This is a genomic window from Streptomyces sp. NPDC054834, from assembly GCF_053611185.1.
Genome location: NZ_JBSGZV010000033.1, coordinates 79,928 through 91,553 on the forward strand (window position 1 = coordinate 79,928; position 11,626 = coordinate 91,553).

General features: G+C 71.6%; 8 protein-coding genes and 1 pseudogene. 6 read left to right on the forward strand and 3 right to left on the reverse strand.

Translation table 11 applies throughout. The features are described 5' to 3' along the window. Positions 1 to 269 precede the first annotated feature (269 nt). From dxs to ACWGJM_RS33790, 3 genes are all read left to right on the forward strand, one after another. Positions 270 to 2,198, forward strand: coding sequence for a 1-deoxy-D-xylulose-5-phosphate synthase (gene dxs / locus ACWGJM_RS33780; protein WP_453415568.1), 1,929 nt, complete (start codon positions 270 to 272; stop codon positions 2,196 to 2,198). Positions 2,199 to 2,340: 142 nt separating this feature from the next. Then, positions 2,341 to 3,861 (forward strand): amino acid permease, encoded by a 1,521-nt coding sequence (locus ACWGJM_RS33785; RefSeq protein ID WP_453415569.1) that lies wholly within the window; start codon positions 2,341 to 2,343, stop codon positions 3,859 to 3,861. An 82-nt stretch (positions 3,862 to 3,943) separates the two neighbouring features. Next, positions 3,944 to 5,392 (forward strand): ArnT family glycosyltransferase, encoded by a 1,449-nt coding sequence (locus ACWGJM_RS33790; protein ID WP_453415570.1) that lies wholly within the window; start codon positions 3,944 to 3,946, stop codon positions 5,390 to 5,392. A gap of 203 nt (positions 5,393 to 5,595) precedes the next feature. Here ACWGJM_RS33790 and ACWGJM_RS33795 read toward each other — a convergent pair. Then, a pseudogene (locus ACWGJM_RS33795) lies at positions 5,596 to 5,734 on the reverse strand (GTP 3',8-cyclase MoaA); the annotation flags it as partial. Between the two features lie 78 nt (positions 5,735 to 5,812). Beyond that, the gene (locus ACWGJM_RS33800) at positions 5,813 to 6,184 is read right to left on the reverse strand and encodes an NTP pyrophosphohydrolase (RefSeq protein WP_453415571.1); all 372 of its coding nucleotides are present in this window, start codon (positions 6,182 to 6,184) and stop codon (positions 5,813 to 5,815) included. Positions 6,185 to 6,260: 76 nt separating this feature from the next. Here ACWGJM_RS33800 and ACWGJM_RS33805 point away from each other — a divergent pair, with 76 nt between their 5' ends. After that, complete coding sequence (locus ACWGJM_RS33805; protein ID WP_453415572.1) at positions 6,261 to 7,277, forward strand: hypothetical protein; 1,017 nt, start codon at positions 6,261 to 6,263, stop codon at positions 7,275 to 7,277. A gap of 37 nt (positions 7,278 to 7,314) precedes the next feature. Here ACWGJM_RS33805 and ACWGJM_RS33810 read toward each other — a convergent pair whose 3' ends face one another. Further along, on the reverse strand, positions 7,315 to 8,424 hold the full coding sequence (locus ACWGJM_RS33810) for an LCP family protein (RefSeq protein WP_453415573.1): 1,110 nt from the start codon (positions 8,422 to 8,424) through the stop codon (positions 7,315 to 7,317). A gap of 540 nt (positions 8,425 to 8,964) precedes the next feature. Between ACWGJM_RS33810 and ACWGJM_RS33815 the strand changes: the two genes are divergently transcribed. Both ACWGJM_RS33815 and ACWGJM_RS33820 read left to right on the forward strand, forming a co-directional pair. Beyond that, positions 8,965 to 10,656, forward strand: coding sequence for a stealth family protein (locus ACWGJM_RS33815; protein ID WP_453415589.1), 1,692 nt, complete (start codon positions 8,965 to 8,967; stop codon positions 10,654 to 10,656). Beyond that, complete coding sequence (locus ACWGJM_RS33820; RefSeq protein WP_453415574.1) at positions 10,653 to 11,618, forward strand: hypothetical protein; 966 nt, start codon at positions 10,653 to 10,655, stop codon at positions 11,616 to 11,618. The genes ACWGJM_RS33815 and ACWGJM_RS33820 overlap by 4 nt, the downstream gene beginning before the upstream one ends. Positions 11,619 to 11,626 lie beyond the last annotated feature (8 nt).

Below are 11,626 nucleotides of genomic sequence, written 5' to 3' on the forward strand. Positions count from 1 at the left end.
CGCGGTGGTTCTGCGAGTACCGGTCCGTCGTGGCTGGTCGCGCAGTACCCCGCGCCCCTTTGGGGCGCTCCGGTTGCCCGGCATGCCGACAGAGCCTTGCCCGGTGCCTTCAAGGCGCCGGGCACTGGTGTGTCGTGGGGGCGTGTCAGCTGGGTACTGCCGATCGCGTGACGCATCACGCACCGCCCGGACGCCGTGCGCAACATCGGAACATTAGACTCGACGAGCCCGGCAACAGCTCGATCAGCTTTTACTGCAAGGAGGCACGGGTGCCGCTGCTGACCCGCATCAGGGGACCGCGCGATCTGGACCGGCTCAACCTGGAGGAGCTGGACCAGCTGGCAGAGGAGATCCGGACCTTCCTCGTCGACGCCGTCTCCAAGACCGGCGGCCACCTCGGCCCCAACCTGGGCGTGGTGGAGCTCACCATCGCCCTGCACCGTGTCTTCGAATCCCCGAAGGACAAGGTGCTGTGGGACACCGGACACCAGTCCTATGTGCACAAGCTGCTGACCGGCCGACAGGACTTCTCCAGGCTGAAGATGAAGGGCGGCCTGTCGGGCTACCCCTCGCAGGCCGAGTCCGAGCACGACGTCATCGAGAACAGCCACGCCTCGACGGTCCTCGGCTGGGCCGACGGCCTCGCGAAGGCCAACCAGATCCTCGAACGCGACAGCCACGTCGTCGCGGTCATCGGTGACGGCGCGCTGACCGGCGGCATGGCCTGGGAGGCGCTCAACAACATCGCCGAGGCCAAGGACCGCCCGCTCGTCATCGTCGTCAACGACAACGAGCGGTCGTACGCACCGACCATCGGCGGTCTCGCCAACCACCTGGCCACGCTGCGGACGACCGACGGGTACGAGCGCTTCCTCGCGCGGACCAAGGAGATCCTCGACCGCACCCCGGTCGTCGGAAAGCCGCTGTACGAGACGCTGCACGGCGCCAAGAAGGGGCTCAAGGACTTCATCGCCCCGCAGGGCATGTTCGAGGACCTCGGGCTGAAGTACGTCGGCCCGATCGACGGCCACGACATCGAGGCGCTGGAGTCGGCGCTGGCGCGGGCCAAACGCTTCGGCGGCCCGGTGATCGTGCACTGCCTCACCGAGAAGGGCCGCGGCTACCAGCCCGCCCTCCAGGACGAGGCCGACCGCTTCCATGCCGTCGGCAAGATCCACCCGGACACCGGTCTGCCGATCGCCAGCTCCGGCGCCGACTGGACCTCGGTCTTCGGCGACGAGATGGTCAAGCTGGGCGGGGAGCGGGGGGACATCGTCGCCATCACGGCCGCGATGCTCCAGCCCGTCGGCCTCGACAAGTTCGCCAAGGCCTTCCCCGAGCGGGTGTACGACGTCGGCATCGCCGAGCAGCACGCCGCGGTGTCCGCGGCCGGCCTCGCCACCGGCGGTCTGCACCCGGTCTTCGCGGTGTACGCCACCTTCCTCAACCGTGCCTTCGACCAGGTGCTGATGGATGTCGCCCTGCACAAGTGCGGTGTGACGTTCGTACTGGACCGGGCCGGTATCACCGGTACCGACGGCGCCTCGCACAACGGCATGTGGGACATGTCGATCCTCCAGGTCGTGCCGGGGCTCCGGCTGGCCGCGCCGCGCGACGCCGACCAGGTGCGCGCCCAGCTGCGCGAGGCCGTCGAGGTGACGGACGCGCCGACCGTGGTCCGCTTCTCCAAGGGCGCCGTCGGCCCCGCCGTTCCGGCCGTCGGCCGCGTCGGCGGCATGGACGTGCTGCGCGAGCCCGGCACCGACCGGCCCGACGTGCTGCTCGTCTCCGTCGGCGCCCTGGCCCCCATGTGCCTGGAGATCGCCGGCCTGCTCGACCGCCAGGGCATCTCCACCACCGTCGTCGACCCGCGCTGGGTCAAGCCCGTCGACGAGGCCATGGCCCCGCTCGCCGAGCGGCACCGCGTGGTCGTCACCGTCGAGGACAACAGCCGCGCGGGCGGCGTCGGCTCGGCGATCGCCCAGGCCCTGCGGGACGCCGGCGTCGACGTGCCGCTGCGTGACTTCGGCATCCCGCCGCGCTTCCTCGACCACGCCTCCCGTGCCGAGGTGATGACCGAGATCGGGCTGACCGCCCCCGACATCGCCCGACAGGTCACCGGCCTGGTCTCGAAGCTGGACGGCAGGTTCGACCGCCCCGCCGCCGAGATCGACTCGGTGGAGCCCGCGCGCGACTAGGCATCACGGCTGAGGGCCGGTTCCCCCCACTCTTCCCGGTGGCGGAACCGGCTCTTTTGCGTGAACCTGCCTGTGCCGGGGCATACGCATCCCCAGCCCTCTCGATCATGTCGAGGACGACGAGCGTGTGGGAGGTAGGCCCGTGAGCAGCACCCTCTTCCGTACGAAGAAGGTCGAACAGTCGATCCTCGACACGGAGGAACCCGAACACGCGCTCAGAAAGTCGCTGTCCGCGCTCGACCTCACGGTCTTCGGCGTCGGCGTCATCATCGGCACCGGCATCTTCGTCCTGACCGGTGCCGCGGCCAAGAACACCGCGGGCCCCGCCGTCTCCCTGGCCTTCGTCGCGGCCGGTATCGTCTGCGCGCTCGCCGCCCTCTGCTACGCCGAGTTCGCCTCCACGGTGCCGGTCGCGGGCTCCGCCTACACCTTCTCCTACGCCTCGCTCGGCGAGCTCCCCGCCTGGATCATCGGCTGGGACCTGGTGCTGGAGCTGGCGCTCGGTACGGCGGTGGTCGCCGTCGGATGGTCCGGCTACATCCATTCGCTGCTGGACAACGCCGGCTGGCATCTGCCCGCGGCGCTCAGCGGCAGGGACACCAACCCCGGTTTCGGATTCGACATTCTCGCCGCCGCCCTCGTGCTGGTGCTCACCGCCATCCTCGTCCTCGGCATGAAGCTCTCCGCGCGGGTCACCTCGGTCGTCGTCGCCATCAAGGTGGCCGTCGTCCTCGTCGTCATCATCGCGGGTGCCTTCTTCGTCAACAGCTCCAACTACCACCCGTTCATCCCGAAGTCGCAGCCCGTGGCGGCGGGCGGCAACCTCAAAGCACCGCTCATCCAGCTGATGTTCGGCTGGGCGCCCTCCAACTTCGGCGTCATGGGCATCTTCACCGCGGCCTCGGTCGTGTTCTTCGCGTTCATCGGCTTCGACGTCGTGGCCACCGCCGCCGAGGAGACACGCAACCCGCAGCGCGACGTCCCGCGCGGCATTCTCGGCTCCCTGATCATCTGCACCGCGCTGTACGTGGCCGTGTCGATCGTCGTGACCGGCATGCAGAAGTACAGCGCGCTCTCCGTGGACGCGCCGCTCGCCGACGCCTTCAAGTCCACCGGGCACCCGTGGTACGCGGGACTCATCAGCTTCGGCGCCGCCATCGGGCTGACCACCGTCTGCATGATCCTGCTGCTCGGCCAGTCCCGGATCTTCTTCGCGATGAGCCGTGACGGACTGCTGCCCCGGTTCTTCTCCCACACCCATCCGAGGTTCCGCACCCCGTACCGGCCGACCATCCTGCTCGGCGTGGTGATCGCGGTCGTCGCGGGGTTCACCAGCCTCAGCCAGCTCGCCGAGCTGGTGAACATCGGCACGCTCTTCGCCTTCGTCGTCGTCGCGATCAGCGTGGTCATCCTGCGTCGGACCCGCCCCGACCTGCCGAGGTCCTTCCGGACCCCGTTGGTGCCCTTCATCCCGATCCTGTCGGTGTGCGCGTCACTGTGGCTGATGGTGAACCTGCCGGCCGAGACCTGGCTCCGGTTCGCCATCTGGATGGCGATCGGTTTCGTCGTGTACTTCCTCTACAGCCGCTCGCACAGCCGCCTCGGCCGAAGCGGGGAGACCACCGGCGACGAGGTCACGCACCCGAACGGGAGCACCCCCTGACCGACGCTTTGTCACTCTCGTCCTGACCCGTCCCGTATGTCCTGCTCTGTCGGAGGCCGCAGGGCCGGATAGCGTGCTGTGCATGGTCGCCGCGCCGTTCGCCCCACCACGGTCCGCAGTCGCCCGCCCGGGGTACTGGACGCGGCTGCTGCCCCTGCTGGCCGCACTGGCCTGCGTCACCAGGATCCCCTCCTTCGCCCGGCCGCTGTGGAATCCGGACGAGGGCTATCTCGCCGTACAGGCCCGGATACTGGCGCACGGCGGCCGGCTGTACGAGACGGTCGTGGACCGCAAGCCGCCGCTCGTGCCGTGGCTGTACGAGGCCGCCTTCTCGGTCCACGGCTCCGCGACGCTGACCCCGGTCCGGGTGCTCGCGGTCCTCGCGCAGCTGCTCACCGCGGCACTGCTGGCCTCGCTGGCCCGGCGGCGCTGGGGCGACCGGGCGGGCCGTACGGCCGGAGTGCTGTACCTGCTGGTCTCCGTCGGGCTCAACCCCGAGGACGCGCAGGCCGCCGGCTTCGAGGTGTTCATGCTGCCCTGTACGGCCGCCGCCATGTGGTGCGCGGACCGCCACCGCTGGGGCGCCGCCGGGCTGGCCGTCGCCTGTGCCTTCCTCGCCAAGCAGACGGGTGGGGCGGTGCTGGTGCCGGTGGCCTGGCTGCTGCACCGGTACGGCGTCCCGCGCACCGCGCTGCCGCGGCTGGCCGCCGGACTGACCCTGCCGGTGCTGGGTGCCGCCCTGGTCACCGACCCGGCGGGCTTCCTGTTCTGGACGGTCACCGGCTCGGGGGCGTACGCCTCCTTCACCGGCTCCGAACTCCACGTCCTCGTCCGAGGCCTGACCAACGCGGCGATCCTGGGCGTGGCCTGCGCGGGCCTGGTCCCGCCGGTGGTGCGGGCGAGGCGCATGGCCCGCACGGGACCGGCGGACCTGTGGCTGTGGGCGGCCTCCTCGGCGGTGGCGGTGGTACTCGGCTTCCACTTCTTCGGCCACTACTACCTGCAACTCATCCCGCCGCTCGTCCTGTCGGCGACGGCCGCGCTGCGGCTCCTGCCCCGTGAACGGCTGACCGCCGCCGTCCTCACCTCGGCCGGCTGCTGCGTCCTGTTCCTCACCTGGGGCCTGCTCGCGCCCCGCCCCGAGCTCGCCCACGCTCAGCGCCTCGCCGCCGCCGTCGCCCAGCGCACCGGGCCGGCCGACCGTGTCCTGCTGTGGGGCATACACCCGGAGACGTACTGGCTCGCCGACCGCACCCCCGCCAGCCGCTTCCTCACCGCAGGCCTCCTCACCAACTACAGCGGTGGCCGGGACGGCCCGCAGGTCGGCGAGAAGTACGCCGTCGCGGGCGCCTGGCCGGTCTTCCGCGCGGAGCTGACCGCCCACGCCCCGGCCCTGGTGGTCGACGACTCCCGCGGCGAGCCGTACGCCCCCGACCGCGTACCGACCCTCGAACGACTGCTGGCGGCACGCTACGAGCCGGTGCAGAAGGTGGACGGGGCGGTGCTGTACGCCAGGGTGACGGGGGAATAGCGCGGGGCCCGGCCCGGGCCTGTTGAGAAGGCCCCAGGCTTCGGCCGGGAGGCGCCGGTGCCTCCAGCCCGGCGACACCCGGCACCAGGGCCTCCCCCCACGCTCGAACACGCTTGCGCAGGGGCACCCCGATCGCGGCGGGCGCGGGGTCCGTCCTTCGGGCGGACGACGGGAATTGTCAGACCGGACGGCCGAGCACCGTCCGCGGGCCGGTCAGCTCCGCTGCCCGGACTCTCTCCACAGGACCACATGGCCAGGCGCCAGATGCGGGCGATCTCCTCGTCGGGTGGCCCCGGAGCGCAGGGCCGCGCGGAGGTCCGTCTCCTCGGTGGCGAATAGGGCCTGTTGCGAAAGTCCCTCCCCCAGCCTTCGGCCGGGAGGTGCCCCCAGCCCAGCGACGCCCGGCACGCGCAACGGGCTTTAGCCGAGCACCGTCCGCGGGCCCGTCACCTCAGCTCCCAACGCGGTGACCCGGGCCCTCAGTTCCCGGTCGGCCGTGACGACCAGCCTGGGGCGGTGGGGCTCCTGGGCGACCAGCTCGACGATCCGGTCGTCGCCGCTGCCGGGCGCCGAGTCCACCCGTACGCCGGGCACGGACTCCACGCCACGGGCCGCCCCCTCGACCACCAGCAGGATCTCCACCGGGCTCGGACGGCCGGGCAGCCCCTGCTCGGCCAGCCGGTCACGCAGCCGTTCGGCGGCCCCCTTCCGGTCCCGCCACCAGCCGTCGGGCACCGACCCGACGACATTCGCGGCGTCGACGATCACCAGCACGGGGGCTTCCGCATCCATGCGACCAGGGTCCCACGGCCACCGCCCGGAGAGGGCCGGTCCACGACGGCCGACCGCCCCGGCTTAAAGTGAACCGGTGAACGGCGACTGGCTCCTACGCGGCAGAGACGGCCGCCTCAGCGTCTACCTCCCGTCCGGTGACGCCGTCCTGTGCCGGGCGGAGCGCGCACCCGGCGGCCCCTGGGGCGCACCGCGCAAGGTGGGCGGCGACCAGAAGCTGCACCCCGTCCTCGCCGTAGGTCAGGGCGCCGACGGCTACGCCCACCTGGTCTCCTGGCGGCCCACCGCCAACGGCGAGTCGGGCCTCGTGCACTCCACGCACTTCCGCCCGCTCCTGGCCGCCCTGGACTGGAGCCCCATCGGCCACCCCGACAAGAAGGGCGAGCGCACCGGCACCCCCGCCGTCGCGGTCGACGCGCAGGGCCGCGCCCATGTCTTCGTACGCAACAAGGGCGGCGGGGTGAGCATGCTCGCCCAGAAGGAGAAGGGCGGCTGGGGGCCCTGGCGCGACCTCAAGGGCCGGGACGTCCAGGGCGGACCGGTGGCGGTGACGGGGGAGTCCGGGCGGGTGGAGGCGTACGCGGCCGTCCCGGGCGGCATCCTGCGCTGGCACCAGGAGGATCCCGGGGCGCAGCCGGTGCTGGAGGAGGCGGTGGAGGCCGCGGTCCGGCCCGGCACCCTCCACGCGCTGGCCACCTCCCCCGAGAGCACCACTGTCTTCTACACCGACGACGCGGGCGACCTGTGCGCCTGGCGCCCCGGCGGCAAGCCCGTCGCCCTGCTGCCCTCGGCCGGGTCCGGGCCGGTCACCGCGGTCCGCTGCGACCTCGACGGGCACGACTGCACCCTGCTGGCCCAGCGTTCGGCGAGCGGTCGGGTGGCGTTCGCCGCGTATCCCACGCAGGAGGAGTCGGCGGGCGCCTGGTGGTCGGAGTCGGGCCCGCGGCTTCCCGTCGACGCGCTGGTGTCCCTCGCGGTCGACGCCGCCGACCGGGTGGTCGCGGCAACGTTGTCCCCCTCCACCGGCCAACTCCTCCTCACCCGCCGCAAGGACGAGCCGGGGCTGGCACTGGAGGCGTGGCGGCAGATCTGAGCCGCCGGTCGCAGGCCCGGGGCTCGGACCCGGGCACTCAGGGGGTACGGCCGCCCCGGGCCGGGGACTTCCGCGCCGACGCGGGGATGGTCCCGTCCTTCCGCAGCGCCCGCCACAGCTGGTTGGCCTGGGGCTGGGCGGCCACGACCCGGTTGGGGTCCTGGGTGTCGTAGCGCACCGGGAGCATGATCGTCTCCATGCCGGCCGGGTCGATACCGTTCACGCTGCGGCCGAACTCGGCGAGCTTGGTGAGGGAGGCGAGCCGGGAGTCGGTGGTCAGCGACGCGGTGAGTTCGTCGGCGATCGTGTAGGCCTTGGCGGGGCTGCCCAGCAGGTCCTGGTGCTTGATCTCGGTGAGCAGGGCCGTCAGGAACTTCTGCTGGAGCCCGATGCGTCCGAGGTCGCTGCCGTCTCCGATGCCGTGCCGGGTGCGGACGAACTGAAGGGCCTGGGTGCCGTTCAGCCGGTGGGTGCCGGCGGTGATGTCCAGGCCGCTGGAGGTGTCGTGGATGTCCTGGCCGACGGTGACGGTCACGCCGCCTATCGCGTCGACGAGTTCCTTGAAGCCCGCGAAGTCGATCTCCACCAAGTGGTCCATCCGCACTCCGGACATCTGCTCCACCGTCTTGACGACACAGGCCGGACCGGCCAGCGAGTAGACGGAGTTGAACATCACGCGCTTCGCCCCGGCCAGCTTCGTCCCGTCCCGTCCGGTGCACTCGGGGCGGGTCGCCAGGGTGTCACGGGGAATGCTGACCGCGACGGCCCGCTTGCGGCCCTCGGGTATGTGGACGACCAGCGCGGTGTCCGAACGCGCCCCGGACACGTGGCCCGTGCCGAGCGCCGCGTTGGCGCCGGCCCGTGAGTCCGAGCCGAGGACCAGCAGGTTCTGACCGGACGTCGGCAGCTTCGGCGGCCGGTCGTCACCGATGGCCCGGTCGAGGTCGACACCCTTGATGTTGGAGTCGAGGTCGCGGTAGAGCCAGTAGCCCGTCGCGCCCGCGGCTGTGATCAGCACCATGGCACAGCCCACGATCCAGCGCACGACGCGCCGCCGGCGGCGACGCGGCGGTGGGCCGGCCGGGGCATCCGACGGCTCGTGTCTCGATCCGCTGCTGGTGCCCGGCTCCGTCGGGGCATGCGTCATGACCGGTTCCTTCCTCAACTCACCTGTTCGATGCCGTGTTTCGCACGTGGGCAGGGCACGAGTGGGGGAGGGACCGGGCCTGCGCGGCTCTGACGCCGTGGCGTGCCCGAACTATAGACCCAGCACATCCACTTTTCGCCATGTGGACGCTTGGTTGACAGTCAGTGAATGTACAGTGAAGATATGTGCGGCTTTGAAGATTAAACTATTGTCGCACGGAACCTACCGGATTCGTCCGGAGTGTTCCGGTGGTCGCGAACCCGGGCCTGGGGATGAGGGGGGTGCGCGACCGAGGGGGGCTCGCCTGTCCTCGACGGGTGAGAAGCAAGGGGGGTGGCTGTGGTCGTGTGCGCCTCGGGCGGCGGCTCGACAGCCGTGTCCGGCAGCCTGCTGCCGCCTGGACGTGGATGGTGCGGAAGTCACGTGAGTGGGAACAATCCCGAGGCGAGCGCGCTCGTGTCGACGTACCGGTCGCTCGTGCCGGTCGAAGCCCGGCGTCAGATCGTCCGGCGGGTGCCGCGCCCGCTGCGCGCGGCGGTGATGCGCTCGCTGACCGCCGCCGACGCCGTGCGTTCCGCCCTGGTGGCAGGGGCACTCGGCAACGGGCGCCGCGCCGGCGTCCGGCACACTCCCGCCGGTCCGCTGCGGGTCGTACGCACCGACGGCAGGCACCGCTGGGCCGTCGAGGTGCCGGGGATCACCGCCTGGGCCGCCCGGGCGCGGAACCTGCACATCCTGGTCACCCTGCTGGAAGAGGCCGGGATCGACTACTTCTGTGTGCGCGGCACCGCGTCGGCCAACCCTTGCGTGGCGGTGCCGGAGCGCCTGCGGTCCGATGTGGAGGACATCCTGCGGACCGCCTGCGGGCACCACCCCGGCTATGTCGGCAGTGTCTCCCCGGGCCGGGTGCGGCCGGGGGCCTCGGCGGCGAGCTGGCGTGCCCTGCGCGCGCAGCCCGTGCTGCGCATGGCGTGGCACGTCTGCGACCCCACCGGGAACCTGGCCTTCGGCCGTGAGTCCGGCTGTGACATCGAGTTCTGGGCCGAGCAGGAGGGCTGGCTCGTGGCACCCCGCCCGAACCGCGTGGTGGCCGAGGTCCCGGTGGACGCGGGCCACTGCCAGGTCGAGCAGAAACGATTCAGCGCAGTGCCGGCCATGTACACCACCGGACAGGCCCGCACCCTGCCGGAGTTCGCCGCCGCCCTGCCCGACGACCATCTCTTCCCGATCGACGTCGTCTACACCTGGGTCGACGACTCCGACCCCCTCTGGCGCGCCCGCAAGGAGGCGACCCGGCGGGTGCTCGAACGGGACACCGGCGACGACACACTGCACGAGCAGGCGGCGAACGACTCGCGCTACGTCAGCCGCGACGAACTGCGGTACTCGCTGCGGTCGATCCACCAGTACGCGCCCTGGGTCCGGACCATCTTCCTCGTCACGGCGGGGCAGGTGCCCTCCTGGCTCGACACCGCCTTCCCCGGGATCAGGGTGGTCGACCACAGCGAGATCTTCTCGGACCCGGCCGCGCTGCCGACGTTCAACTCCCACGCGATCGAGAGTCAGTTGCACCACATCCCGGAGCTCTCCGAGCACTTCCTCTACCTGAACGACGACGTCTTCTTCGGCAGGCCCGTGCAGCCCGGGAAGTTCTTCCACCCCAACGGGCTGTCCAAGTCCTTCCGGTCGAACGCGCTGATCCCGTCGGGCCGCGCCGACTCCACGGACCTGCCGGTCAACGCCGCCGGCAAGAACAGCCGGGGACTCATCGCCCAGCAGTTCGGCACCGTCATCTCCCAGAAGATGAAGCACACCCCGCACGCCCTGCGCCGCAGCGTCCTGACGGAGATCGAGCAGGTCTACGCCCACGCGCACCGGGTCACCCAGCACTCCCGCTTCCGGTCGCCGAACGACGTACCCGTCGTCTCCTCGCTGTACCACTACTACGCGTACCACTCGGCACGCGCGACGGCCGGGGACATCCGGTACCAGTACATCGACCTCGCGGACGACCTGGCCCAGCGCCGTCTCAACTCCCTGCTCGCCAGGCGCAACTACGACACCTTCTGCATGAACGACACCGTGACGGCCGCCGACCCGGAAACCCAGGACCGTATGGTCGCGGACTTCCTGAACGCCTACTTCCCCGTACCGAGCCCCTACGAGCGCGCCACCGGCATACCCGCACCGCGGGTGGCCCCGGCCGCGGAGCTGGACGGAGCGAGGGCATGACCACTTCCCTCGCGAACCCCGCCACTTCGTCCGGCGGGTCCGGAACCGTGCCGCGCGGTCGGCGCGCCCTGCTCCGCGCAGTGCGCCTGTGGCTGATGCTGCGCCTGTTCGTGCCCCTGCGGAAGAACCGCACCGCGCACCTGCGATACGCGGCCGTCCTCGACGGCCAGACCGTGAACCTGCACGCGGTACTGCCCCGTTCCGTCCCGCTGCCCGACCGTGCGGCCGTCGTGCTCCGCCGGCGCCGCAGGCGGCATCTCGCCGAGGCGCGCGTGTACCGGGGGCCGGCCGGCGAACTCCTCATGGACGCCGCGATCCTGATGGGGGAGGAGGTCGGGGGCGTACCCGCCGGGCCCGGACGGTGGAAGCTCCGGCTGCGGATGTACACCGGGCGCCGCAAACGGTCCGTGGCACTGCTGCTCCTCGAGCCGCCGGTGCCGTACGAGGGCCCCACCAAGCCCATGGAGGCCTCCCCGGTCACCGGCGCACGCCACCGCGTCGGGCGTACGGTCACCGGCACCGCCCGGATCGTCAGCTCGGCCCCGAGGCCGGCCGTCGAGGTGGTCAAGGTGCACATGTCGCACGCCGGAGTCACCGTCGACTGCCGGGTGCTGGGTACCCGGGTGGACACCCCGTGGGCCGAGTTCGTCGCCGCCGGGCGCCGGATCCGGCAGCCCGTCCACCCGCTGGGGCCGGACACCTACCGGACCGAGGTGCCGCTGGACCGGATGGAGCCGCGCTCCTCCAGACCGGAGCACTGGGACGTCGTGCTGTGCCAGGAGACCGGGCCGTCGCTACGGCTCGGCAGACGGCTCCACGACGTCCGCAACCCGCGGCGCGTCTTCGCCATGCCCAGCATGGCGATGACCCCGGCCGGCCGCACCCCGATGATCGTCCAACCGCGCTACACCCCCGCAGGCAACCTCCGTGTCACCTGCACGCGCATGCCCGAGGCAGACTGAACTCCGAG

Excerpts from the sequence above, each read along its gene's own strand:
- ACWGJM_RS33790 (WP_453415570.1), top strand. The coding sequence starts at position 3,944 with ATGGTCGCCGCGCCGTTCGCCCCACCACGGTCCGCAGTCGCCCGCCCG.
- ACWGJM_RS33800 (WP_453415571.1), bottom strand. The coding sequence starts at position 6,184 with ATGGATGCGGAAGCCCCCGTGCTGGTGATCGTCGACGCCGCGAATGTC.
- ACWGJM_RS33810 (WP_453415573.1), bottom strand. The coding sequence starts at position 8,424 with ATGACGCATGCCCCGACGGAGCCGGGCACCAGCAGCGGATCGAGACAC.
- ACWGJM_RS33815 (WP_453415589.1), top strand. The coding sequence starts at position 8,965 with ATGCGCTCGCTGACCGCCGCCGACGCCGTGCGTTCCGCCCTGGTGGCA.
- ACWGJM_RS33820 (WP_453415574.1), top strand. The coding sequence starts at position 10,653 with ATGACCACTTCCCTCGCGAACCCCGCCACTTCGTCCGGCGGGTCCGGA.